Below are 25,780 nucleotides of genomic sequence, written 5' to 3' on the forward strand. Positions count from 1 at the left end.
CCACGCCGGGGGGGGGGCCCCGGGGGGGGCGGGGGGCCACCACCGGTGCGCTGTGACGGGTCAGTTCTTCTTCTTGTGGACGGTCCGGGCGGTCAGGGTCCAGCTACGGGACTTCACCGCGTGGCGGTGCTTGTCCCGGGCCGTGACCGTGACCTTGAACCGGGTGCCGTCCGGCAGCGGGGCGGACAGGTGCACGGACATCCTGTGACGCGCCCGGTCGTAGGAGGTGACGGCCGTGACGTGGAGCTTCCTGGCCGCGGCCGCCCGGGGCCCGGACAGGACGGTCACGGTCGCCTTGACGGACGACACCGCGGTCCTGGCGGGCAGGGTGGCGACGAGCGGGCTGCTCGCGTCGGCGGTGCGCGTCAGCGTGGACGCGTTGTCCTCGGAGGCGCCGGGCGCCGCCAGGGACGCGCTGGGGTCGTCGGCGGTGAAGACCGGGCCCACCCAGTAGTTCGCGGATCCGTAGGAGCCGTTGGGGAAGGCCGGGTCCGCGCCGTAGCGGTAGAGCCCGTTGTGGTGCGTGGCGGTGTCGGCGGTGCCGGTCAGCGGATAGGACTGGTGGGCCGCGGTGAAGTAGCCGCCGTCGACCGCGTAGTGGCCGTTGGGTGCGTGGTAGGAGACGACGTACGGGGTGTCGGCGCTGATGGCCACGGGGGTGCTGAAGGTCATCCGCTGCCAGCCGGAGGCCGTCTCGCCGTTGAAGGTGCCGGTGGCGAGCAGCGTGCCGGCGTCGGACCACAGGCTGCCGGTGTGCGTGCCGGTGTTGCCCGTGCCCTTGTAGAAGGTGACACCGGTGACCCAGCCGCTCGTCGAGGACGTGAAACGGGTGCCCAGCTCGACCGAGTTGGTGTCGCCCGTCATGTCCGTGGTGGCGGGCACGGCCGAGGAACTCCACAGCGTGCAGGGACAGGTGACCGCCGGCGGGGTGGTGCTGGTGGTGAAGGGCCAGGTCACCGGGTCCGCCATGGTGTTGCCCCACAGGTCCGAGGCCTGGACGGAGGCGGTGTACGTGGTGTGCAGGGCCAGTTCCGTCGACGGGGTGAAGGTCGCCTTGTTGGACGCGGGGAGGGTCCAGGACCCCGGCACGGCGTCGCCGTCCGGGTCCTTCACGGTGAAGGTCAGGCTGTCGGCGTCGACGGCCGAGCTGAAGACGGCCGACACCGGCGCCGTGATCGACACACCGGCCGCTCCGGACGTCGGGGAGGTCGAGGTGACGGTGGGCGGCGTGGTGCTGGCCGTGGAGGTGTCGAGCACCACGTCGACCCAGTAGTTGCTGCCCGAGGACTGCGAGGACGGGAAGGCGCTGGTCGAGCCGTAGTGGTAGACGCCGTTGCCGCCGTCGGTACCGGACTTCAGGGCGGTGAGCGGGGCGAGGCCCGCCGCGCCGCCGGAGAAGTAGCCGCCGTCGTAGGAGTATCCGCCGTTGGGGGCGAAGTACGAGGCGACGTAGGTCGTGTCGGCCTTGACGGGCACCGGGGTGGAGAAGTTGAGCTGCTGCCAGCCGGAGGCCGTCTCGCCGGTGAAGGTGCCGGTGGCCAGGCGGGTGCCGGAGGCGCTCCACAGGCTTCCGGTGTGGGTGCCGGTGTTGACGGGCGACTTGTAGAAGCGGACACCGGTGATCGAACCGGCGGCGGTGGTACGGAACTTGACGCCCAGCTCCACGGAGCTGCCGTCACCGCCGTTGACGGTTCCGGGGACGGCCGAGGCGGGCCAGACGGTGCAGGGGCAGGCCTGCGGGCCGACGGTGAGCGGGAGGGTGTTGACGGCGCCGATGTTGACGCTGTCGTCCACCGCGCGGACCTTGACGGACGCGGCGCCGGGGGTGGTCGGGGTCCAGGTGTACGTCCAGGACGCCAGGCCGGTGGCCGCCTTCCAGGTCGTGCCGCCGTCCGTGGACACCTCCACCCGGGCCACCACGCCGCCACCGGAGTCGGAGGCGGTGCCGGTGATGGTGACCGGTTTCAGGGCCGGGACGGTCACTCCCGAGGCCGGGGCCGTCACGGTGACCGCCGGGCCGGTGGCGTCGGTGGTGGCCGCCGCGGCGACGAGGTTGCTCTGCCGGGTCAGCGGCTGGACGCCCATGTCGGCGAGGATGTTCACGGTCGCCTGCTGCATGCGGGCGTCCTCGGTGACCACGGTGTCGTCGGGGTTGTACGTCGGGATGTTGGTCAGCCCCCAGGACCACTGCACGGTCGCCGTCCCGAACACCAGGGCGCCGGAGTCCTGGTCGCGGAACTCGACCAGGTTGTGCGTCGCCGTCCCGTTGCCGTAGACGTTGCCCCAGTCCATGCGCAGCTTGCCGTCGTTGATGTCGACCGTCGTGGACGACACGTCGATCGCCCCGGCGGGCCGGGTGCTGTTGTCGAGGTCGCTGTCCCACTCGTAGCCGAGCGTCCCCGTCGGGAAGACCGCGGTCTGGCCCGACGACAGGCCGGCGACGGAGGTGTTGCGCCAGATCCGGTTCCTGCCGTACGAGCCGGGGACGGTGATGGCGTCGCTGCGGTAGCCGTTCACCGTGAACATGGTCCCGGTGAGGATGTTCGGCGGCTGGTAGTCCTGCCCGTACTGGGTGCTGGTGGGGTCCATCCAGGTCCCGGTCCAGGTGCCACTCGGGTCGGCGACGCCGTTGTTCTGCGCCATCTTGGTCATCTTGTAGCAGACCAGGGTGCGGTTGGCCGTGCTGGCGCCGTCGATGCTCGGGGTGAGCCGGGTCTTCCAGAAGACCTCGTTGCCGCTGAAGAAGCCCTGCCGGACACCGGCCTTGCGGGCCGCGAGGACGTTGGAGTACTGGCTCTGCGTCCAGTACTCGTCGTGGCCGGAGGACAGGTACACCTGGTGCTTCTTCAGCAGGGTGGCACCGTTGGCCGACACGTCGACGCCGGACAGGTAGCTGACGTCGTAGCCGTTGCGTTCCAGCCAGGACAGCATCATGTACTCGGAGCCGTAGATGCCGTTGTCGCCGCCGATGTCCAGCGGACGGTTGTAGCTGACCTCGTAGGCGCGGCCGTCGGGAGCGGGTCCGGCGCCGCCGTAGAGGTCCTGGCCGCCGTAGTCGTTGTAGGCCTGCCAGGTCTGGTCGCTGGTCTGCACGACGATGTCGGAGGTGCTGGAGTCCTTGCGGACCACGAACGGGTACGGCATCAGGCCGTCACCGTCCGTCTGGGTCAGGTTCGCGATGTACAGGCCGGAGACGGCGTCGCTGGGCACCGTCCAGGTGGCGGTCACCGGCCAGTTGCCGCAGTCCACCAGTCCGGTACTGCTCTTCTTGGTGCAACCGGCCGGGTTCGTCGAGTAGTTGGCCGGATAGGTGACGGCGGCCTGGGCCGCGGTGGACATCTCGCGCGCGCCGTCGCCGCCGTACCAGCCCAGGCGGTAGATCTCGATCTGGTACGGGACCTTCGACTGCACCTTGAACTGCACGGTGTCACCGGCCTGGACGCTCTCCTTGGTGGAGAAGCCCTTGATGTCACCGTAGGCGTTGGGCGAGAACCAGTCGGACTTCGGGCTGCCCGGCTTGGAGTTCTCGCAGACGACGGGGTTGGAACCCGTTCCGCACGGATCGGAGGCTGCCAGGGCGGTCCCCGCCTGCGGGAGCACCGCCCAGATCAACGCTGCTACGACGGCGAGGCGGCCGCCCCGGATCCGTCTGCTCCATTTGTTCATGTGTACCTCTCACGGTGCTGTGCAGGACCGACCCGTGCGGTCGGGGTGGAGCCGTGAAGCAGTGACCGGTCAGCCGCGCAGGGCGTGGGCGAGAGCGTCCACGACGCGCTGCTGCTGGTCGGGGGTGATGTGCGGGTGGAGCGGGAGCGACAGGATCCGCTCCGCCGCCCTCTCGGCGTTCGGGAAGTCGCCCCGGGAGTGGCCGAGATGACGGTAGGCCGGGGTCAGGTGGACCGGTGCCGGGTAGTGCACCCCGGCGCCGATGCCCTCCGCGTTGAGCTTGCCGACGATGCCGTCGCGGTCGGCCCCGTCGACCTGGAGGACGTAGAGGTGCCAGACGTGGACGTTGCCGGATGCCGTCACCGGGAGCACGACGCGTCCGGCCGCCACGAGGCCGGCGAGCAGTTCGTCGTAGCGGGCCGCGGCCGCGCGGCGGGCGGCGTTGCCGGCCGCGAGGCGCTTCAGCTTCGCCCGCAGCACGACGGCCTGCAGCCCGTCCAGCCGGCTGTTGAAACCGGGTACGTCGTGGCGGTACTTGGCGACACCGCCGTGGTTGGCGATGGCCCGCACCAGTCCGGCCCGTTCCTCGTCGTCGGTGAGGACCGCGCCCGCGTCCCCGTAGGCACCGAGGTTCTTGCCCGGGTAGAAACTGGTGGCCGCGATGCCGCCGCTGCCCGGCGACCGGCCGTCCCGGGTGGCGCCCTGGCACTGTGCGGCGTCCTCGACCACGGTCACATGTCCGGGCAGCCGGCCGGTCAGCGCCGTCACGTCGGCCATCTGGCCGTAGAGGTGGACGGGCACGACCGCGCGGGTGGCCGGGCCCACCGCGTCCACAGCGGCCTGCGGGTCGAGCAGGTGGCTGTCGGGCAGGCAGTCGGCGAGGACCGGCCGGGCGCCGGTGCGGGCCACCGCGCCCGCGGTGGCGATGAAGGTGTTGGCGGGCACCACGACCTCGTCGCCGGGCCCCACCCCGCTCGCCCGCAGGGCGAGTTCGACGGCGTCCGTGCCGTTGGCGACGCCCGCGCAGTGCGCGACACCGCCGAAGGCGGCGTACTCCCGCTCGAACAGGCGGACCTCCTCGCCGCCGATGAACGCGGTGCCCGCCAGGACGCGTTCGAAGCCGGCCCGTACCTCGTCGGCGACCTCTTCGTGGGCCGCCTTGAGGTCCACGAGCGGAATCTGGTTCATGTGACTGGTCCCCCCAGTGTGTGCGTCGCGAAGCCGCCCTCGCGCGCGGCGAGTCGGTCGAGCGCGGGCGCGTCCGCCGCGCGCAGCCGCCGGGCCGGGCTCCCCACCCAGACCTCGCCCGGCGGCACGTCGCCGAGCACGGCGCTCCCCATCCCGATCAGCGACCAGGCGCCGACCGTCGTGCCTTCTCTGACCAGGGCGCCCGCGCCCAGATAGGCGCCCCGCTCCACCCGGGCTCCCCCGCCCAGGCGGACGCCCGAGGCGATGGTGGCGCAGTCCTCGACCACGTCGTCGTGGGTGAGGACGGCCTGCGGCATCACCGCGACATGCGCGCCCACCCGCACCGCCGCGGTCAGCGCGCAGTGCGCGAGCAGGACCGATCCGGGGCCGACCCGGGACGACCTCGACACCGAGGCCGTCGGGTGGACCACGGTGGCGTAGCGCTCCGCGGGCAGGCCGAGCCTGCCGACCAGCCGTGCGCGGGCCGCGTAGTCCCCTGGGTTGCCCACGCAGACCACCACGCCGGCCTCGGGCAGGTCGTGGACCAGGTCGCAGCCGCCGAGGACGGGGACTCCGTCCACCTCGGTGCCGTGCAGGGCCGTGTTGTCGTCGAGGTGCCCGAGCAGCTCGGTGCCGCCCGCGTCCCGCACGGCCTGCGCGGTCTCGCGGGCGAAGCCGCCGGCGCCGACGATCAGGAGCCCGTTCATCTTCCGGCCTGTTCGCGCAGCGCCGTCACGACACGGTCCTGCTGGGCCTCGGTCATGGTGTGGAACAGCGGCAGGATCAGCGAGTCCCGGGTGATCCGCTCGGTGACCGGAAGCGGCGCACGGGGGTGGTCGGCGTAGGCGGGTTCGAGGTGGGCCGCCATGATCCCGCGCCGGGCGGAGACTCCGGCGCCGGCGAGCGCGGCCAGCAGGTCGTCCCGGCCGACGGGGAAGGCCTCGTCCAGGAGCACCCAGTAGGACTGGAAGTTGCTCTGCCCGTGCGCGGGGTCGCGGACCGGGGTGAGACCGTGGACGTCGCGCAGCAACCGCTCGTAGCGGGCGGCCAGTTCACGGCGGCGGGCGATCATCGCGTCGAGCTTGTCGAGCTGGACCAGGCCGACCGCGGCCTGGATGTCCGTCATCCGGTAGTTGTAGCCGACCTCGAGGTAGCTCTCCAGGACCGGCTTGGTGCTCGCGTGGCGCTGGGCCGCCGAGGCGTTCATCCCGTGCTCGCGCAGCCGGCGCAGCCGCTCGGCCCATGCGCCGTCGTCGGTGGTGACCATGCCCCCCTCGCCGGTGGTGACGACCTTGCGCGGGTGGAAGGACCAGGCGGCGACCAGCGCGCCGTGCCCCACGGGCTTGCCCGAGACGGTCGAGCCGATGGCACAGGCCGCGTCCTCCACCAGCGGCAGGTCCCAGTCGGCGCAGGCGGCCCGCAGGGCGTGCACGTCGGCCGGCGCGCCGCCCTGGTGGACGGCGAGGACGGCCCTGGTCCGCGGGGTGCGGACGGCGTCCACGGTGGCCGTGGTCAGATTGCCGGTGGCGGCCTCGACATCGGCGAAGACGGGCTCGGCACCCACGTAGCGCACCGCGTTGGCGGTGGCGATGAACGACAGCGAGGGCACCACGACCTCGTCGCCGGGCCCGAGGCCGAGCGCCACGAGGGACAGGTGCAGGGCGGTGGTGCACGAGCTGACCGCGACGGCGTGCTCGGCGCCCACCCGCTCCGCGAAGGCCCGCTCGAATGCGGCGACCCGCGGGCCCTGGGCGACCCATCCGGACAGGACCGCCTCGGAGGCGGCCCGGGCCTCCTCCTCGCCGAGCCAGGGGATCATCACCGGGATGCGGTCGGTGCTCACCGGGCGCCCTCCCCCGCGGCACGCTCCGCACGCCACCAGTCGACCAGGTCCCTGAGGCCGGTGCGCAGGTCGATCCGGGCGGTGAAACCCAGCCGTTCGGCGGCGCTCGTGGTGTCCGCGAGCCGCCGGACCACCCCGTTCACCGCGCGTGCGGGCCCGTGCTCGGGCTCCAGGCCCGGCGCTCCCATCGACTCCAGCAGGCCCTGGGCGAGTTCCTTCAGCGAGGTCTCCGTGCCGCTGGCGACGTTGAACACCTCGTCGGTCAGGTCCGATTCGGCGGCCAGCACGTTGGCCCTCGCGATGTCCCTGACGTCGACGAAGTCCATGGTCTGGCTGCCGTCGCCGAGGATCAGCGGCGGTTCGCCCGACTCGATGCGCTCCATCCAGCGGATGAGCACCTCGGTGTAGAGGCCGTGGATGTCCATCCGGGGGCCGTAGACGTTGAAGTACCGCAGCGCCACGTAGTCCAGGCCGTACATGGCGTGGAAGCTGCGCAGCATGCCCTCGTTGAAGGCCTTGGCCGCGCCGTAGAAGGTGTCGTTGTTGTAGGGGTGGTGGCGTTCCGTCGTCGGGAAGTCCTCGGCCATGCCGTAGACGGACGCGGAGGACGAGGCGATCACCTTGCCGACCCCGGCCTCGACCGCCGCCTCCAGGACGTTGAAGGTGCCGTCGACCATGACCTCGTTGGCGAGCCGGGGCTCCTCCGCGCACTGCGTGATGCGGATCGCTGCGAGGTGGAAGACCAGGTCGGCGCCGTCCGTGGCCTTCCGCACGGCGGCGGTGTCGCGGATGTCGCCCTCGATCACCTCGACGACGCCGCTGCGCCGGGCCCGGGCCAGATTGGCCATCCGCCCGCGGACGAAGTTGTCCAGCACGACGACCTCACGGGCACCGCCCTCGGCCAGGAGGTCGACGAGATGGGACCCGATGGTCCCCGCGCCTCCCGTGACCAGGATCTTCTTGCCCCGTACGCTGTTCAACTGAAGTGCCCTCTCCCTTGGTGGAACTGTCAATGTCCGGCGCGCAGGCCGACGACCGCGCCGCGGAACTCCAGGCTCCGGGAGGCCGCTTCGAGAATGTCCAGCACCCGCAGGCCCGCCCGTCCGTCGGTCAGCGCGGGGCGCCGCTCGCCGATCGCGTCGGCGAACTCGTCGACCATGCTGCGCAGCGCTTCCTTCTCGCCGATCGCGGGGGCGACCATGTCCCCCGAGCGGTAGGAGACCAGCATCTCCCGGCGCTGGTCGGCGCCGATCTCCTGCGGCGCGGCCAGGTCCACGCCGCGGTCGTAGACCGCGACGCGCTGCACCGGGTTGAGGTCGTCCCAGATCAGGGTGCGCTTGGAGCCGCCCACCATGGTGGTGCGCACCTTGGTCGGGGAGAGCCAGTTGACGTGCACGTGGGCGATGGCGCCCGTGTCGAGCTGCAGCGTCAGATAGGCCACGCAGGCCTGTCCCGCGCCGATCGGGTCGGCTCCGTGGGCGGCGACCGCGACCGGTTCCACGTTGTCGGGGAGGATGAAGTCCAGGATCGACAGGTCGTGGGGGGCCAGGTCCCACAGGACGTCGATGTCCTTCTGGACGAGGCCCAGGTTGATCCGCACCGAGTCGACGAAGTGGATCTCGCCGAGTTCGCCCGAGCGGACCATGTCGCGGATGCGGCCCACGGCCGGTGTGTAGCAGTAGGTGTGGTCGCACATGAGGGTGAGCCCGCGTTCCTCCGCCTCGGCGACCAGGCGCATCCCGTCGGCGTAGGTCGCCGCGAGCGGCTTCTCCACCAGGACGTGCTTGCCGGCGCGCAGGGCGGCCAGGGCGATGTCGAGGTGGGTCCCGGCGGGGGTGGCCACGGCGACGGCGGCGACGGCGGGGTCGGCCAGGACGGCCGCGTAGTCCGAGGTGGCCTGCACCGTCGAGTAGCCGCCGAGGACCCGCTGGGCCCGGTCCACGTCGAGGTCGCACAGCCAGCGCAGCCGGAACCGCTCGCTGGCCTGGAAGTTGCGTACGAGGTTGGGACCCCAGTAGCCGGCCCCGACGACCGCGACCCCCAGCGGATCCGTGGTCTGCGTCACTGTGTTCCTCTTCCTTCGGTCCATCAGTAGGCCCCCGCTCCGCGCACCACGGCGGACCCGGTGCGCAGCAGGATGGTCAGGTCGAGGCCCATCGACCAGTTGTCCACGTATCCGAGGTCGAGCCGGACCGCCTCGTCCCAGGGCAGGTCGGAGCGGCCGCTCACCTGCCACAGCCCGGTGAGGCCGGGCTTCACGAGGAGCCGGCGCTTGATGTCCGGCGTGTACGCCTCGACCTCCTCGGGCAGCGAGGGGCGGGGCCCGACGAGCGACATGTGACCCCGCACCACGTTGATGAGCTGCGGGACCTCGTCGAGCGAGGTCCGGCGCAGCAGCGAGCCGACCCGGGTGATCCGCGGGTCCTCCTTCACCTTGAACAGCAGGCCGTCGCTGTTCTGGTTGAGGTGCTCCAGTTCCGCCCGCAGGGCTTCGGAGTCCTCCCGCATCGTGCGGAACTTCAGCATGGTGAAGTGGTTTCCGTAACGGCCCACGCGGCGCTGCCGGAACAGCGCGGGACCGGTGCTGTCCAGCCGGACGACGAGCGCGATCACCAGCATGGGCAGCACGAGTACCGTCAGCAGCGCCGCGGCGAGCGTCCGGTCCAGCAGTTCCTTGGGCAGCCGGGAGGCCCGGGACAGGTTCGGTGCCTGTATCCGCATCAGCGGGACCCCGTTGGTGGGCCTCACCACCAGCCGGGAGGCGGACACGTCCGTCAGCACGGGTGCCAGCAGGAAGTCGACGCCCTGCACGGCCGCCGCCCAGGACATCCGGCGCAGGACGGAGGCGTCGAACTCGGGCGCCGGCAGCGCCACGACGGTGCCGATGCCCATGGCCCGGACGACGTCGTGCAGGTCGCCGGTCCCGCCGAGGACGGGGAGCCCCAGCTCGCGGACCGCGACCGCGTTCTCCGGGTCGCTCAGGCAGACGCCGGCGACCTGCAACTCCTGTGCGCCGCCGGACCTGCGCAGCACGGCGACCAGTTCGACGATCCCGTGCGACGGCCCGACCAGGAGCGCCGTGCTGCGGTCCCGGCCCCGTGCCCAGCGCCGGTACAGCCGGCGGCGGAGCGCGTACCGGACCGCCAGGGCGATCGCGGCCGCCGGCACCGCGGCCGCGATCATGTCGTGCAGCAGTCTCAGGTCGCGCGCGAACAGCCAGTAGGCGCACGCGGCCAGCGCCGGCAGGGCGACGGCCCCGCGCAGCACCCGCAGGTACTCCTCGGTTCCCAGGCCCAGGGCGCCCCGGTCGTAGGAGCGATGGGCCGCCATCGCCACGATCCACATCGGTGGCAGCACCAGGGCCACCGTCCAGCGGCCGTAGGCCCCGTGGATCACTAAGGCCGCGGCCACGGCCGCCAGGCCGTCCGCGACGAACAGGATCGTGCGGTACTTCCGTTCCCAAGGTCTTCGACGCGCTTCTGGACTCCTGTGCTCCAGAACCACCTGCTCATGCGTGACCTCAATGGCCATGCGCCCCCCACCACATGCGCGGCTACCCCTGACCGAGCGATGCGGACGTACGGTCGCAAGTCCGCGGCCAGGGCCGGAACAGCGCCGGTGCGTCTCCTCAACACAACGGCGCCGGAAAACCAGGGTGCGGTCAGCGGTTCCCCAACCGTCTTGCACACCCTGCATGTTGGCTGTTGCCTGTGCCGTACCCGGTTCACGACTCCGCGACTTGACTGAGCGTCAGGTGCGGATGTCCCTCCCAAACCGGCCCGGCGGACCTCAATCTAGACCACTGGACGCAGTCGCGGGAACAGTTGGACGAAACACACAGCGCCATGAGGAAACCGACGGCATACTGCCCGGGTGACGAGCATCGTGATCCCGGCCCACAACGAGGCGCGCGTCCTCGGCCGGCTCCTCGATTCGCTGCTGGCGGACTCCTGCGGGGACGAGACCGACATCGTGGTCGTGTGCAACGGCTGCACGGACGACACCGCGCGGATCGCGGCCCAACGCGGCCCGCGCGTAAGGGTGGTGGAGATTCCCGTCCCCTCCAAGCACGCGGCCCTGCGGGCCGGCGACGACCACGCGCGCGGCTTCCCGAGGGTCTACGTGGACGCCGACGTCGTGATCACGGGCGCCGACGTACGGGCGCTGACCGGGCCGCTCGGCGAGGACGCCTCCGGCGTCCTCGCCACCGCCCCCGAGCGGCAGCTCCCACTCGCCGGCTGCGCCTGGCCGGTGCGGGCCTACTACCGCGTGTGGCAGCGGCTCCCGGCCGTGCGCGAGGGGCTGTTCGGCCGGGGCGTCATCGCGGTCTCCAAGGCCGGGTACACCCGGATCGCGGCGCTGCCGCCGCTGATGGCGGACGACCTGGCCGCCTCCCTGGCCTTCGCCCCCGAGGAGCGACTCGTGGTCGGTGCGGCCCGGGTGGTGGTCCACCCGCCGCGCACCTGGCCGGACCTGCTCAGGCGACGGATCCGGGCCGCGGTGTCCACCGCCCAGGTCGAACGGCACCAGGTCGAACGGCAGCAGGACCCGCAGGAGGCGTCGGCACGCACCAGCAGGGCGGACCTGATGGCCGTGGTCCGCGAGGAACCCGGACTCCTCGCGGGTGCCGTGGTCTTCGTCGCCACGGCGGTGGTCGCCCGGTGGCGGGCCCGAAAGGCCATCGGCGCGGGGGACTTCGGCACCTGGCTGCGGGACGAGAGCAGCCGGCAGAACTGATCGCACCGCACCGGGAGTCCCCGATCATGTACCTCACCGACCGCTCCGCACCCGCCGGAGCGGACACCGCGCGGGGCCGAGGACGCGGCCCCGGCCGCGCGGTCGCCCCGGTCGTGCTCGTGCTCGGCACGGTCAGCCTCATCACCGACGTCTCCTCGGAGATGGTCACCGCCGTCCTGCCGCTCTACCTGGTGAGCCGACTCGGCTTCAGCCCGCTGGGGTTCGGCGCCCTCGACGGCGTCTACAACGGCGTCAGCGCCCTGGTCCAGCTCACCGGCGGCCACCTCGCCGACCGGGTGCGCAACCACAAGCTGATGGCGGGGCTCGGCTACGGCCTGTCCGCGCTCTGCAAGCCGCTGCTGCTGCTCGCCGGCAGCCTCGGCACCCTGGGCACGGTCCTCGCCCTGGAACGCACCGGCAAGGGCCTGCGCACCGCCCCGCGCGACGCGATGATCTCCCTGTCCACCCCGGCCGCGAACCAGGGCCGTGCCTTCGGCGTGCACCGGGCGATGGACACCACCGGCGCGATGCTCGGCCCGCTCGCGGCCTTCCTGATCCTGCGCGCGGCGGCCGACGGCTACGACGCCGTGTTCGGGGTGAGCGCGTGCGTCGCCGTGCTCGGCGTGCTCGTGCTGGTGCTGTTCGTACCCGGCGGGCGGCGGGCGGCGCCGGCGGACGCACCGGGCGGGACGGACGGCAGGCCGCCGGTGCGGGTGCGGGAGGCACTGGCCCTGCTGCGCCTGCCGCGCCTGCGGGCGCTCGCCGGCTGCGCCGCGCTGCTCGGCCTGACCACCGTCAGCGACGCCTTCGTCTATCTGCTCCTGCAACGCCGCGCGGGCATCGCCGAGCAGTGGTTCACGCTGCTGCCCCTGGGCACCGCCGCGGTGTTCCTGCTGCTCGCCGTGCCCGCCGGAGCGCTGGCCGACCGGATCGGGCGGCGCACCGTCTTCCTCGCCGGGCACCTGGGCCTGCTCATCGCCTACGCCCTGCTGCTGTGGGCGCCGGCCACGCCGGTCCTGGCCCCCGCCGTGCTGGCCCTGCACGGCACGTTCTACGCGGCCACCGACGGCGTGCTCCCGGCCGCCCTGGCCGGCGTCGTGCCCGAGGAACTGCGCGCCAGCGGCCTCGCCATCGTCGGCACCAGTCAGGCACTGGCAAGGTTCTGCTGCTCGCTGGCCTTCGGCGCCGCCTGGACGGTGTGGGGGGACGGCCCGGCCCTGGCCGGATCGGCGGTCGGCCTGCTGGTGTGCGCGGCCGTCGCGGGCCTGGTGCTGCGGCCGGCCGGCGGGACCCGATGACCATCTCAGCCCCAAGGATCCGGATGACAACGCTCCACCGCCGTCTGCTCGTACTCGCCGTGGCGGTCCTGCTGCTCGGGGGCCTGGGCACCGGTGTGGTCCTGCACGCCGCCGCCCGCGCCGACCACGCCGACCGGCCGCGGGCCGGCGGCCCCGCCGTCGGCGTAGGGCGGCTGACGCTCGCCCAGAAGAACCGCCTGACCTTCGTCAACGCGGCCGCCGGACCCCACCGCGCCGCGGTCGCCTCGGTGCCGTCGGCCGACCCCGGTGGCCGTCGGATCGCCTCGGACCTGAAGTGCGCGCGCTTCTACGCGGCGGCCGGCACCGGCGTCTGCCTCCAGTCCGACCCGGGCGTGCTCAAGCAGAGCAACCGCGCCCTGCTCGTGGACGCGGACCTCCGCACCCGGCGCGAGTTCCCGCTCGCGGGCACACCGAGCCGGGCCCGGGTCTCACCCAGCGGCCGGTTCGCCGCCTGGACCGTCTTCGTGTCCGGCGAGTCCTACTCCTCCGCCTTCTTCTCCACCCGGACCTCCGTCCTGGACACCCGCACCATGCGGCTGATCCCCAGCCTGGAGAAGTTCTCGGTGGTCAAGGACGGCAAGCCGTACCACGCCTCGGACATCAACTTCTGGGGCGTCACCTTCGCCGCCGACGACGACACCTTCTACGCCACCCTCAACACCGCCGGCAAGACGTACCTGGTGCGCGGCTCGCTCTCCCGGCGCTCGGTCACCGCCCTGGCCGAGAACGTGGAGTGCCCCTCGCTCTCCCCCGACGGCACCCGGGTCGCCTTCAAGAAGCGGGTCCTGTCCGGCGCCACGCTGTGGCACGAGTACGTCCTCGACCTGCGCACCCTGCGCCGGACGCCACTGGCCGAGCGGCACAGCGTCGACGACCAGGCCACCTGGCTGGACGACCGCACCCTCGCCTACGCCCTGCCCGCCGAGGGCGAGGTGGGCGGCAGCGACCTGTGGACCGTGCCCGCCGACGGCTCGGGAACTCCCCACCTGCTGATCGCGGGGGCCTCCTCACCGGCGCCGCTGTAGCGGCAGGCGTGCGCCGCGCCGGGTGCCGGGGGGCGGCCCCGGCCCGGTTCGCCCCCGGGCGCACCGAAGCGTGGGCCCGTCCACGGCGACGCGCTGACGGCTCAGCCACGAGGCCTGCGGCGGGATCGGCACGGTCATCGGCAGCATGACGGTCTGGCGCGAACACCGCCCTCGGTCGGCTCCGCGCCGGCCATCGCACCATCGCGCGGCGGATCCGCACATCGCTCGTCGGCCCCGCCGACGAGCCCGACGGCATCCCCGCCACTCGCCAGGCCGCACCCCTCGTCGGCTGCTGCTGCGTCGGCGAGGCACACCGTAGGGCGTCGGCCGTGTCGACCACGTCATCAGCCAGTACGTCCTGACCCGCGACGCCGTGCTTCCCGGGCCGGCCGACCAGCGGCTGCGGGTGACCCGACCGGCCCCGGTACGGGCGGGGGAGGCGGAGGCCGAGGGCCCACCGGGGGGAACCCGGCCTCGCCCGGCCGCGATGTCCGGGGCATACGGACCCCCGTCGTGCATGGTGGTCGTCCGCGCCACGGATGCGCCCGGGGGTCACGGGCCCGCACGGGCGGAGCCCGGCGTGCCGGGCGCGCCATGTCGGGCCGGTCTCTCGGCAGACGAGACGAAGGGGAGCGACATGGCCCACGGCGGCCCACACATCCGAGCATCCGCCGAGGACGTCGGCGGCCGGGGACAGCCACGGCTGGGGCTGACGCTCACCGCAGCCTCCCTGTGCATCTTCGTCGTGCAGCTCGACTTCCTCGCGCTCAACCTGGCGTTGCCGCGGATGGCGTCCGAGCTGGGCACCACCACCACCGACCTGCAGTGGGTGCTCAGCGGCTACATGCTCGCACTGGCCGCTTTCCTCATCCCGGGCGGACGCCTCGGCGACATCTTCGGACGCCGGAAGGTCCTGATGACCGGTCTGGTGATCTTCGGGCTCTGCTCGCTGGGGGCCGGGCTGTCGTCGTCGGCGACCGTGGTCATCCTGCTACGGATCCTCCAGGGTGTCGGCGCCGGGATCCTCTTCCCCCTGGCGGTCGCGGTCGTCACCGACGCCTACCCGCGCGAGCGGACGATGCGCGCCATCGGCAACGCGTACGGTATCGGTGCCCTGGCACTGGCCTTCGGGCCGCTGGTGGGCGGCGGACTGACGGAGCTGGTCGGATGGCGGTGGGTGCTCCTGCTGAACGTACCGACCGTCATGGTGACGCTCCTGGTGGTACGGGCGGGGGTGCGGGAGTCCCGGGACACCACTGCGCCCCGGAACATCGACCTGCCCGGCCTGGTCACGGTCGTCGTGGGCATCACCGGCGTCACGTTCGCGGTCGACCGGGCGGACGTCTGGCCCGCCGAGGCCACGGTCGGCGTCGCTGTGGCCGGGCTGCTGGTGCTCGCTGCCTTCGTGCTGCGCGAGCACCGCGCGCGGTGGCCGCTGATGGCCCTGGACCTCTTCTGGAACAAGCCGTTCGTCATCGTCACGGTGATGGCGACCGTGGCCAACATCGGCTTCGCGGTCACGATGTACGGCGTCACCCTCTCGCTGCAGCAGGTCGAGGGCCACTCACCCCTCGCGTCCGGGCTGATCTTCCTCGGCTCCTCCGTCACCGCCGGATTCGCGGGCCCGGCCTCGGGGTGGCTCGGGGAACGATTCGACATCCCGCGGACGATCGCGCTGGCCATCGGGGTGGGCGCGGCCGGACTGCTCCTCGTCTCGCTGACCGACGCCCCCGGCGGCTATGTGCTCGGCCTCGCCCTGGTGGGCCTCGGGTACGGCACCGGCTGGGCGATGGCGAGCGTCGGCACCCAGACGGTCGTTCCCGCGGAGCGGGCCGGACAGGCGTCGGGGGTCACCCTGGCCATCGTCATCGGCGTGGCCGGCATGTGTGTGGCGGCGGCGGCCATGGTGATGGAGGTGTGGGCCGCATCGGCGGGGCTGCGAGCCTCGATCGACGGCGTACTGCGCTGGACCGCGATCGGCAGCGCGGTGGCGGCGGCCGCTCTCGGTACGCTCGCCGCCCTGCTCATGCCCCGCACCACGGCAGCCTCCCCGTGACCGCCCCGCTGTCCGCCCCGGTCACGCCGGGACCGCGGCGGAGAGCGGGGCAGGCGGGCACCGGAAGACGGGCGGGTACCGGCAGGGGCAGGCGGGCACCGGAAGACGGGCGGGTACCGGCAGGGGCAGGCGAGCGGACCCGGCGGACGCCCAGCGCCGGCACCGCCCCGAAGCCGCACAGGCCCGCCACGCACCACCCGCTGTTCACGGACGGCTCCCCGCCGGTCGGCATGGCAGGACGATTCCCCTGTGACTACGGTGTTTTCCAGCCGTCCGTGCTGGTGATCGAGGATGTACCGGATCTCGGTGGCATGGTGGTGGTCACGGCCCGCGAGCGGGACGACGCGGCGCCCTGCCCGGGGTGCGGGATGCCGGCGGCGAAGGTCCGCCGGTGCCGCGTCCGCACCGCCACGGACCTGCCGGCCGGCGGACACGCCGGCGTGGGCGCCGGAACGGGGACCGTTGTCCGGACATGCGCTCGCGATGCAGACTTGACGTCTTTGCAGGGGGAGTTGATGAAGGGTATTGCGCGTCTGCCGCTTGAGGACGGCGGGGCGATCCTGGTCGAGGCGACACCGGAACCCGACGGGCCGGTGCGGGCCGGGCGGATCAGCGACGCGGTGCAGGAATTGCCGCGCTCCTTACGGGAGTTGCTCGGGCCGGTCCGCGAGACCGCCCGTACCGTGCTGCAGGAACTGCGGCAGGCCGGTCCCGAGGAGGTCGAGGTGGAGTTCGGGGTGGACCTGTCGGCGAAGGCAGGCGTCGTCATCACCGCAGGCGAGGCGGCGGTCCACCTGAAGGTCCGCGTGGTGTGGCGCGACGGCGGGTCCATACCGCAGGCCCGGGACGAGGCACCCGAATGACCCCGGAGGCCGGGACTCCGCCGGGTGCCGCGCCGAAGCCGGCCGCGGCCTTCCGGGACGCCACCGCGGTGGTGCCGTCCGGTACCGGGGACATCGCGGTGACCACCGCGGTGTTCCAGGTGCTCGCGGCGGACGGCGGCGTCGCCGGGGCCGGTTTCCTGGCCGGCGACGGCATCGCCTTCACCTGCGCGCACGTGGTGAGCCTCGCCGGACAGCACGGCGGCGGGCAGGTGGAACTGGTCTTCGCACGCCTGCCGGGCGCTCCCCGGACCACCGCGCGGGTCCTGGCCGAGGGGTGGCGGGCGACGGAGGACGAGGACATCGCCGTACTGCGGCTGGAGGGCGCTCCCTCGGGCGCGCGACCCCTGTCGTTGGGGGCGAGCGCTGGATGCCGGGGACACCGGGTGCTGTCGTACGGGTTTCCCGGGCAGGCGCCGCGCGGCGGTCATTTCGGCTACGGCACGGCCGGGGGCCTGCTCGCCGAAGGCGGCGGCGCTGGCCGGCTGCTTCAGTTGTCGGCGGCCAACGACCTCACCACAGGGTTCAGCGGGGGGCCGGTCGTGGACGAGGTGACCGGTCTGGTCATCGGCATGGTCACCTCCATCGCCTCCCCCGACACCCACCACCGGGGTCTGGGCATCGCCTACGCCACGCCGGCCGAGGTACTGCGCGAGACACGGCCGGAACTCGCCGTCAGTCAGGTGTGCCCCTACCTGGGACTGCAACCGTTCACCGCGCAGCACGCCGCATGGTTCCACGGCCGGGAGGCGGCCGTGGAGAGTGTGCTGGCGGCACTCGGCGGACACCGGCGGATGCTCATGCTGCTGGGCCCCTCGGGAGCGGGGAAGTCGTCGCTGGTCAAGGCCGGCGTACTGCCGGCCCTGGCCGAGGGGGCGGTGCCGGGCAGCGACCGCTGGCTGCCGGTACTGGCCCGTCCGGGCCGAAACCTTCTGGCCGAACTGGAACGTGCCGGTCTGCCCGGTGCCTCCGCCGACGGTGTCCTGGCCGCGTCCGAGGCGCGTCTGGCCGCCGAACCCGGCCATGACCGGGTGCTGTTGGTCATCGACCAGTTCGAGGAACTCCTCACCCAGTCGGCCCCGGGCACGGCGGACCCGGCAGCCGACCGGCGTGTGCGTGCCGCGGAGCAGTTGGTGGAGCTGACCGACTCCCACGCCCCCGTCACCGTAGTACTGATCATGCGCAACGACTTCTACGCCGCACTCGACGCCCTCTCCCCCGCTCTCCTGAACGCCGCCATGCCGGGCATCCTCAACGTCCCCACCACCCTGGGCGTCCCCGAGCTGAGGGCGATCATCACCCGCCCCGCCGAGGCCGTCGGTCTACCGCTGGAGAACGGCCTCGTGGACCGGATCATCAGCGATGTCATGCAGGCCCACTCGGCGGTCCGGCACGTCCCGGTCACCCTCCTTCCGCCACTGGAACTGGCCCTCCGGGAACTGTGGGTGCGCCGCAACGGCGATGACGGACGGCTCACCCACGAGGCCTACGGCAGGATCGGCACGGTCATCGGCAGCATGACGGTCTGGTGCGACACCGCCCTCGGTCAGCTCTGCGCCGGCCATCGCCCCATCGCGCGGCGGATCCTCACGGCACTCGTCCGCCCCGCCGACGAGCCCGACGGCATCCCCGCCACTCGCCAGGCCGTACCCCTCGCCCGGCTGCGCGCTCTCGCCGGCGACCAGCGGCTCGACGCAGCCGCCGCCGACGAGGCGTTCGACACCGTGCTCACGGCCCTCGTCCGCCACCGCCTCATCACCGTCGGCACGGCCGCGCCCTGGGGGACGAACCCCGGTGCCGCGGTGGCCGACGAGGCGACAGCGGAACTGGTCCACGACGCCCTCGTCCGCGAATGGGCCGACCTGCGTGACTGGGTGGCCCAGGACCACCGGTTCCAGCTCTGGCTGCAGCGGGCCGCCGAGCAGCAGACCCGCCACGCCCGGAGCGGCCTTGCCGGCGACCTGCTGGACGGCACGCTGCTGGCCGAGGGCCTCGACTGGGCCGGTAGACGCTCGCTGCCCGCCGAGATCACCGGGATCCTGGAGGCCAGCCGAAGGCATCAGCAGACCGCGGTACGCCGCGCACGGCGCATCAACTCGGTACTGGCCGGATTGCTCGCGCTCGCCCTCACCGCCGTCGGAGCGGCCCTCTACCAGCAGCACACGGCGACGGCCGCGCAGCACGAGGCGCGCTCGCGCCGGCTCGCCGCACAGTCCGCCGCCCTGCGGGGCGACGACCCGGACCTGTCCTCGCTCCTGGCCGTCATGGCGTGGCGAACGGCACACACCAACGAAGCAGCCGGAGCACTCTTCGCGGCCCCCGCGGCCGACCTCCGCGCCCGTCTCGCGGGCCACCACGGACCGCCACCCTCCGGGCTCGTCGGTTCGATGGCCTTCAGTCCGGACGGCTCGACCCTCGTCACCGCCGACGACACCACCGTGCGCCGATGGGACACGAAGACGGGCGAGCGCCGGGCCACCCCCGACAACCACCAGGACATGAGCGGCGACACGACCCTCAGCACGGACGGCACCACACTCGCCGTGCCCGGGGAGAGCACCGTGCAGCTCGTGGACGTGCGGACGGGTGGCTCCCGCATCCTCCCGGCCGGACACCGATCGCACGCCGATTCCGCCCTGTTCGGTCCGGACGGCAGGATGCTCGCCACCGTCGACGACACGACCGTACGCGTGTGGGACCTGCGGACCGGTGAAGCCCTCGCTTCCCTCACCACTCATGCCGACTTCCTGACGACGGATTCGATCGCATTCAGCCCGGACGGCGCGACCCTCGCCGTGCCCGGCGACAAGAACAGGTCGGTACGCCTGCTGGACATCAGCACCGGTAGGTCCCGGACCGTCGTCGGTGAACTCGAACATGCGGTCCTCGCCGTGGCCTTCCACCCGGGCGGAAGGGCTCTCGCCGTTCTCGGCGACGAGGAGACGGCCGTACCCCTCCTGGCCCTCGACACCGGAAAGCCGATCCGCACCTTCACCGGTCGCGACGACATGGTGTCCTCGCTCGCCTTCAGCCCTGACGGCACGACCATGGCCTTCGGCACGCGGGCAGGTACGGTGCGTCTGTGGGACGTGCGCAGCGGCCAGTCCCGCGGCGGCTTCACCGGTCACGAGGGTGCCGTCCACTCGATGGTGTTCAGCCCGGACGGATCGACGCTGGCGGCCGCCGACGAGGGAACCGTGCGCCTGTGGGATGCCCGGATCGGCCAGACCTACGCCACGTTCGGCGCCGAACAGATCGCGCCGGCGGTGGCCTTCAGTCCGGACGGCTCGACGCTCGCCAGTGTGGAGAGCCACGGGACCCTGAGACTGCGGGACTTGGCGACGGGTGCGGCCCGGACCGTCCTCATGGACCGGCGGGTCGCCCACTACGCGATGGCGTACAGCCCGGACGGGAGAACCCTCGCGACCGCCGGCGACGAAGCGAAGAGCGTCCAACTGCGGGATCCTCGTACCGGTCGGACCCGGACCACCGTCCCCGGGCGGGACGACGGGGTGTCGGAGGTGGCATTCAGCCCGGACGGCAGGACCCTCGCCACGGTGGGTGACAGCAGGGACGCGACCGTGCGCCTGTGGGACACGCGGAGCGGCGGACTCCGCGCCACCCTGCCCCGCGACGAGCGGATACGCGGGGCGGTGTCCTTCAGCCCGGACCGCAGAACCATCGCCTTCGCCGGCGGCTGGAACCACGTGCGCCTGTGGGACATGGAAACCGGAAGCACACGTGTGACCCTCAAGGGGCACCGCGGCTATGTGACGGCGACCGCGTTCAGCCCGGACGGGCGGATGGTCGCCTCCGGCAGCCGGGACGGGACCGCGCGGCTGTGGGACGCGGAGACCGGCGAGTTGCTGACCACCCTCACCGGCCAGGGCGACTGGGTGTCCTCGGTGGTGTTCAGCCCGGACGGCAGGACCCTCGCCACGGCCAGTGACAACAGGGACGCGACCGTACGGCTGTGGGACACGCGGAGCGGCAGGCTCCGCGCCACGCTCAGCGGGCACTACGGCCCTGTGTACGCGGTCGCGTTCCACCCGGACGGCAAGATCCTCGCGACCAGCGGCCGCGACGGTAGCGTCCGCCTGTGGGACGTGGACCTCCCTGGCGCCCAGGAGATCAGCGACGCCGTGTGCACCGGACTCCATCGCGATCTCACGGAAACGGAGCGGGTCGCCTATCTCGGCAGCCGGGACGGTGATCCGGTGTGCCCTGACACGCCTGGTCGTTGACGTCTCTGTCCGCTCCGCGCGAGTTCCGCATCCCCCCGACCGCATTGGAACTGTTCCATCGATTCCGGCAGAAGGGCGAAAGTGGAGTATCACCCGGACGACATCACCGCACTCGACACGGTGAACTACCTGCGCATGGGTGAGAGCCGGTTCTTCCGCTCGGGTACCTACGATGCGGTCGAACTGGCAGGGATGATCGCCACCGAGGCTCTGACTCTGGGCGCGGAGACGGTTCACATCCAGTCCGAGAGGGACTGGCTGGTCGTGACCGCCGACAAGGACTGGCTGGGACCCTACGGCCAAGAGGCGTTTCACACGATCACTCCGTTCCCGGAGGCCGGAGTCAACGGCATGCTGGCGGAAGCTCTCGCCGTAGCCTTCTCGGCGGGCGTGATCACCATCACGCGCACCGGGTCCACCGTGATCAAGGGGGAGGGAGCGCCCCCCTCACCACTGCTCGGCCGGAATGCGGTCAGGGCATTCGCCTTCCGGCGCCGGCGCGAGATCTAGCACGCGGCATGGCCTCGACGCGAGTCGCGATGAGTCCCGCGGTGTCCGGCGGTCGTACTCAGTTCTGGTTCACCGGCCAGACCGCCGCCGGATCGCAGCGGGCCGGGCAGGCCAGCAGGTAGACCTCGTTACCGAGGAACAGGTTGTATGTGTCGGTGGCGACGCTGTAGGGCTGCTCTGATGGGCCGGGATGGGCCGCGAATTCCATGTCCTCCGGTACCTGGCACACGTACACCAGCTCCGCGCCGCACGCGCAGTGGTAGTACTCGGGAAACTGTGCCCAGGAGGGCGCACCGCCCACCTTGAACGTCTGAGCCCCCCGCTCCCGCTCATCGGGGACGTCCGTGAAGGGGCGCAGCGACAGTGGCAGGGCGCGCAGGGAGGGTTCGGGCTCGGTCGTCGGCAGTACCGCGTCACGCTGAAGCAATACCCGCCAGAAGGGGCGCGGGTAGGGCGCTTGGGGAGCGTCCCAGTACCGGGAGACAAGCCGGCCATCAGTCAGCTCAGGACTGGAAGCGTCGTTGTGGGCGCGGCAGTGGAAGACCAACAGATGCTCTCCACCGAAAGGTTCCAGCTCCGGAGGGACGTCGAGCTGGAAGAACAACACCATCCGCTCGCCGCAGAAACACTCCGGCCACTCCTGGCCCTCGTCGAGGAAGGGCCAGCCGCCCACCGAGTTCCGCGTCGGCTGGGCCAGAGCCTCGGTGCCCACTTCGATCGCGTACGCCGGTAGTCCGACCCGCGTATCCCGCGCGTCACGTTCGATCACCCACCCACCCTAGGGGCCGCCCGATGACTGCCGGCCTCGGATGTGACGATCTTTGTGTGCCCGGTGTGCGGACGGCGTCGGACTCCTCCTGGACAACCCGTTCACCGGGGTGGGCCCACGGCTGTTCGGCAAACCGGCCATCGCGCTGCGGCGCAAGGGAGCCGATCCGGTCCGCAAAGGCCGTTCGGTGCCAGGCAACAGCAACGACCGCACGGCGCGGGGCTGACCGGCACGACGGACGCTGTCAGCCGCACTACCGTGATCGCCGACGACGGCTACCGGGGCACTGAGGGTTGCTCGGCTAAATGGTCTCCGTGAAGCGGTCCGGCAGGCGCATGCCCGGGTGGAACGGGCCGGGTGGCCCCGGCTCTGGACAGACGTAAAGCCCCTGGTGGGACAGGTCTCACCACAAGATCATGTCCGCAACCACCAGAGGCTTCACGTTGGTCACCCATGTTGCCACGCACGACGTCCCGCGCCGTGTCGTGGAGTACCTGGCCCGCCTGCTCGCAGCGCACCGACGGCACATCGGCACCCCACGCGGCGGTCGGGCACTGGGCCCGTTCCGCCAAGCCGTGCTGATCCTGCGCTGGTTCCGCGAGCGCGACTGCGTGCATGCACCGCCCGGCCCGCGACGCCGGCGGCTCCCAGGCCACCGGCTACCGCTACCTGCACGAAGGCATCGACGTCCTCGCCAGGAAGGCACCGGACCTGCGCCAGGTCCTGGACCGCTGCCGACGCGAAGTCATGACGCACGTGATCCTGGACGGGACTCTCATCAAGTGCGCCCGCGTGGCCGGGAGCCGCGCTGGTGCAGTGGACGACGTGGTCGTCCGCGGCGCCGAGGAGGGTGAACTGCTCCGCATCGGCTCAAGAGACAGCCGCACTACCCGTGGACGGCAGCCAGGACGGCCTGTTTGAAGGCCGCTTCGGCTTGTGGAGTCGTGAAGCCCGTGCACGCGGTGACCTGCCGGGTGTCCGTGAATTCGGGGGAGAACCAGTCGGTGACGTTGTCGTCGCTCGCCTGGGTGATCGCTGGCGAGCCGGTTGTCAGACGGAAGCCGGTCTGCTTGCAGACGTGATCCTCGGGACGGATCAGGTGCCATACGACGGCGGCGTCGAAGATGGGCTTCGCCGGGAAACCGTCCGCTGCCAATTCGGCCACCAGCGGTAGTGAGGACTGGCCGAAGAAGTGCGCGAGCGGGTCCGGGCTCGCGGCCAGTTTCCGCAGCCGGTCGAGCGGGATCGGCGCGAGGGAGGACAGTTCGAAGTTGATGGCGGTGAACGGGATTGACGTCTGTTCGAGTACGACCGCTTCCGCGCGGGGATCCATGATGTAGTTGAAATCCACCACCGGATGGCCGAACAGTTCCAGGGGTGTCGTCGGTTTGCTGCCGACCAGCGCGACAATCCGTTTGATGTGCGCGGCCTCCGCCGGGTAGTTCATGGCGAGGCAGGCCACATCGGTCAGTGGCCCGATGGCGAGAATGGTCAGTCCTCGCGTCCGACGCAACTGGTCGGCCATGAACCGGACGCCGTCGTTGACGCACGTTTTGGTGAGGTTCGCTCCGCCGGTGGTCTTCTGGGGCTCGACCGGCAGCCAGGCGTCCGCCCCCTGGACCACGGGGACCCGGGAACCGAGAGCACGCCGGGCGGCTTGTGCCGTGACCATGGAGGGCTTGACCAACGAGTTGCCCATCGTCACGACGATGCCCCGGACATCGAGATGGTGCGCGACGGCAAGGGCGAAAGCGTAGGAGTCGTCGATGTCGGGAACCGTGGGGGCGATGCCGTTGCGATTGCCGGTGGTCAAACCCATCGTCATGTCAGTGGACAGGATGACAGGACCGCTTCCGATGCCAGGGTGGAAGGAGTCTCCCTTGGCGAAAGTGCTGTCCGTTTGCCGGGCCGCATGCGTGGGAGGACGGGTGGCTGTCTGAGCTGCGCTCGTGCCGCCGCACAGCATCAGGGGAACGAATAGCCCGATGCCTAGCGCCGTGATCTTTTTTACAGCACCCCAGTGATTTCTCGTCATAAGCAGCTCTTTCGTGGATCGGAGCATGCGGGCAACCGGAATCGTCCGGATCAGTGCCGCCTGCCGCTGGTCTGGTAACCGGCAGAATAGTGACTCCCGTAATGAGCGAATGTCGCAACACGGGGTTTCTTCGCTCTTCTCCTGACCTCAATGCCGGTAAGTTAGTGCTTTGGTATGCGTTTCACCCGCTTGGGTTTGGTGGCGCCCACGAGGGTGGTGACCCCGGTGGGTGGGCGGTCCGCAGCCCGGTGACCTGGATGTCCCCCGGCAGGTCTCTCGCCCTGTCACCGACGCTGTCACGGACCTGTCGCCAACTACGCGGACTCTTCCGCACCTCGATGCCTTGACCTGCTACTGCGTAGTCGTCATCACCCTGAACCACGCGTCCCGGAGGGCACTCGTCTCGGCCACCACCGGTCCCCTGAACCAAGCAACTGGCCAGGGGCAGCGAGCGGGCCGAGCACTTCCACCTCGCCGAGTGGAACACCACGCCGTGTCTCTTGATGTCCACCGAACTGCTCGCGCCGGACGACATCACCGTCAACGCCCTGCAGGCGCCGGGCAAGGGACTGCTGCCCGCGAGGCCGGCCCCAGGGCGAGGGAGCGCGGACGCAGTGCGCTCGGAACGGAACCTCGCATACGCCGGCGCGGTGAAGGTACCTGCCGACGGCCACGGAGAACGGATCCAGGACGGGTTCCTCATCCCCCACAAGGAACTCGGCTGGTACGGCCGGCTGCTCGCGCGCACCGGAGCCGCAGGCCGGCTGGCCTTCGCCGGAGCCGGCACCGAAATCGCCCAGTACCTGACCGACAAGCAGGGCCACAAACACTACAAGCAGCAGACCTTCGCCGGTTCGTCCGGCGTCCGGGACGCGCGGCACAGGATAGGCCCGACGGTCTACGTCGGAACCGATCAAGTGTTCCGACTCAACCGGATCCGCGTCGAGGCGTTCTCAGGGATGGCCGAGGAACTGTACGACCTGCTGGTCAAAGGACAGGTGGAGGCATACCGGAACCGGACGTACGAGCTACGCGACACCTACCCGACCAGCACCACGGCCCCGCTGTGGGGTCCCGTTTCCTTCGGCGACGACGGCACCGTGACGGCTCTGCGGGTGCTGCCGACGCAGGACGCCGAAGAGACCTCTTGAGGGAGGAGTGATGGTGAGGGGCTGCCGCGGCTCTCCGCGTCCGCCACCCGGCACCGGTTCGGAGCGGCGGCGACGAAGTCACGGTCGACCAGGTCAGGGGCTCGCTCGGCCTGCCCGCCGGGGATCGTGGTGATGACGCGCTTGCCGCGCACCGCCCCCTGGATCCCGAGCTCGCGCATCAGGCGCTCGACGGTGCAGCGGGCCACCGCATGTCTCTGACGGTTCAGCTCGCGCCAGATCTTCCGGGCGCCGTACACGCGGTAGTTGGGCCTGTGGACCTCCTGGATCCGCTCTTTGAGTTCCTCGTCGCGCACGGAACGGGCGGAGGGAGTTGCGAGGCGTTTCTTGTGGGCGTA

General features: G+C 71.6%; 19 protein-coding genes. 9 read left to right on the forward strand and 10 right to left on the reverse strand.

What is annotated here, in order from left to right; all coding sequences use genetic code 11:
• Positions 1-60: 60 nt before the first annotated feature.
• The 7 genes from MXD57_RS22515 to MXD57_RS22545 all read right to left on the reverse strand — a co-directional run bounded on the left by MXD57_RS22515 (position 61) and on the right by MXD57_RS22545 (position 10,228).
• On the reverse strand, positions 61-3,666 hold the full coding sequence (locus tag MXD57_RS22515) for a DUF4082 domain-containing protein (protein ID WP_250403567.1): 3,606 nt from the start codon (positions 3,664-3,666) through the stop codon (positions 61-63).
• A gap of 69 nt (positions 3,667-3,735) precedes the next feature.
• Positions 3,736-4,854 (reverse strand): DegT/DnrJ/EryC1/StrS family aminotransferase, encoded by a 1,119-nt coding sequence (locus MXD57_RS22520; protein ID WP_250403568.1) that lies wholly within the window; start codon positions 4,852-4,854, stop codon positions 3,736-3,738.
• Entirely contained in the window at positions 4,851-5,561 is a 711-nt protein-coding gene (locus tag MXD57_RS22525) for an acetyltransferase (protein ID WP_250403569.1), read from the reverse strand. The genes MXD57_RS22520 and MXD57_RS22525 overlap by 4 nt, the downstream gene beginning before the upstream one ends.
• Entirely contained in the window at positions 5,558-6,697 is a 1,140-nt protein-coding gene (locus MXD57_RS22530; protein WP_250403570.1) for a DegT/DnrJ/EryC1/StrS family aminotransferase, read from the reverse strand. Before MXD57_RS22530 ends, MXD57_RS22525 begins: the two co-directional genes overlap by 4 nt.
• A complete protein-coding gene (locus MXD57_RS22535; RefSeq protein WP_250403571.1) occupies positions 6,694-7,677 on the reverse strand; it encodes an NAD-dependent epimerase/dehydratase family protein in 984 nt (327 codons plus the stop codon). The genes MXD57_RS22530 and MXD57_RS22535 overlap by 4 nt, the downstream gene beginning before the upstream one ends.
• A 29-nt stretch (positions 7,678-7,706) precedes the next feature.
• Complete coding sequence (locus MXD57_RS22540; protein WP_250403572.1) at positions 7,707-8,762, reverse strand: Gfo/Idh/MocA family protein; 1,056 nt, start codon at positions 8,760-8,762, stop codon at positions 7,707-7,709.
• Between the two features lie 23 nt (positions 8,763-8,785).
• Positions 8,786-10,228, reverse strand: coding sequence for a sugar transferase (locus tag MXD57_RS22545; protein ID WP_250403573.1), 1,443 nt, complete (start codon positions 10,226-10,228; stop codon positions 8,786-8,788).
• 342 nt (positions 10,229-10,570) lie between these two features.
• On the opposite strand from MXD57_RS22545, the gene MXD57_RS22550 reads away from it, so the two are divergent.
• From MXD57_RS22550 to MXD57_RS22580, 7 genes are all read left to right on the forward strand, one after another.
• Positions 10,571-11,434 (forward strand): glycosyltransferase, encoded by an 864-nt coding sequence (locus tag MXD57_RS22550; RefSeq protein WP_250403574.1) that lies wholly within the window; start codon positions 10,571-10,573, stop codon positions 11,432-11,434.
• A 26-nt stretch (positions 11,435-11,460) separates the two neighbouring features.
• The gene (locus tag MXD57_RS22555) at positions 11,461-12,732 is read left to right on the forward strand and encodes an MFS transporter (protein ID WP_250403575.1); all 1,272 of its coding nucleotides are present in this window, start codon (positions 11,461-11,463) and stop codon (positions 12,730-12,732) included.
• 23 nt (positions 12,733-12,755) lie between these two features.
• Entirely contained in the window at positions 12,756-13,778 is a 1,023-nt protein-coding gene (locus MXD57_RS22560) for a TolB-like translocation protein (RefSeq protein WP_250403576.1), read from the forward strand.
• A 637-nt stretch (positions 13,779-14,415) separates the two neighbouring features.
• Positions 14,416-15,834: an MFS transporter gene (locus tag MXD57_RS22565; protein ID WP_250403577.1), complete on the forward strand. Its 1,419-nt coding sequence runs from the start codon at positions 14,416-14,418 to the stop codon at positions 15,832-15,834.
• A gap of 275 nt (positions 15,835-16,109) precedes the next feature.
• The gene (locus MXD57_RS22570; protein WP_250403578.1) at positions 16,110-16,697 is read left to right on the forward strand and encodes a CU044_2847 family protein; all 588 of its coding nucleotides are present in this window, start codon (positions 16,110-16,112) and stop codon (positions 16,695-16,697) included.
• Positions 16,694-20,959, forward strand: coding sequence for an nSTAND1 domain-containing NTPase (locus MXD57_RS22575; RefSeq protein WP_250403579.1), 4,266 nt, complete (start codon positions 16,694-16,696; stop codon positions 20,957-20,959). Before MXD57_RS22570 ends, MXD57_RS22575 begins: the two co-directional genes overlap by 4 nt.
• Before the next feature lie 81 nt (positions 20,960-21,040).
• A complete protein-coding gene (locus tag MXD57_RS22580) occupies positions 21,041-21,469 on the forward strand; it encodes a hypothetical protein (RefSeq protein WP_250403580.1) in 429 nt (142 codons plus the stop codon).
• A 58-nt stretch (positions 21,470-21,527) separates the two neighbouring features.
• Here MXD57_RS22580 and MXD57_RS22585 read toward each other — a convergent pair whose 3' ends face one another.
• Positions 21,528-22,181 (reverse strand): hypothetical protein, encoded by a 654-nt coding sequence (locus tag MXD57_RS22585; protein WP_250403581.1) that lies wholly within the window; start codon positions 22,179-22,181, stop codon positions 21,528-21,530.
• 672 nt (positions 22,182-22,853) lie between these two features.
• Between MXD57_RS22585 and MXD57_RS32050 the strand changes: the two genes are divergently transcribed.
• A complete protein-coding gene (locus MXD57_RS32050) occupies positions 22,854-23,159 on the forward strand; it encodes a hypothetical protein (protein WP_374114737.1) in 306 nt (101 codons plus the stop codon).
• Here MXD57_RS32050 and MXD57_RS22600 read toward each other — a convergent pair.
• A complete protein-coding gene (locus MXD57_RS22600; RefSeq protein ID WP_250403582.1) occupies positions 23,125-24,273 on the reverse strand; it encodes a nucleoside hydrolase in 1,149 nt (382 codons plus the stop codon). The genes MXD57_RS32050 and MXD57_RS22600 overlap by 35 nt on opposite strands.
• 503 nt (positions 24,274-24,776) lie before the next feature.
• Between MXD57_RS22600 and MXD57_RS22605 the strand changes: the two genes are divergently transcribed.
• Positions 24,777-25,424, forward strand: a complete 648-nt coding sequence (locus MXD57_RS22605) for a hypothetical protein (RefSeq protein ID WP_250403583.1) — start codon at positions 24,777-24,779, stop codon at positions 25,422-25,424.
• Here MXD57_RS22605 and MXD57_RS32055 read toward each other — a convergent pair.
• The gene (locus MXD57_RS32055) at positions 25,313-25,738 is read right to left on the reverse strand and encodes an IS3 family transposase (RefSeq protein ID WP_374114738.1); all 426 of its coding nucleotides are present in this window, start codon (positions 25,736-25,738) and stop codon (positions 25,313-25,315) included. The genes MXD57_RS22605 and MXD57_RS32055 overlap by 112 nt on opposite strands.
• Positions 25,739-25,780: the final 42 nt, after the last annotated feature.

It is taken from the genome of Streptomyces cellostaticus, from assembly GCF_023630175.1.
GTDB lineage: Bacteria > Actinomycetota > Actinomycetes > Streptomycetales > Streptomycetaceae > Streptomyces > Streptomyces cellostaticus_A.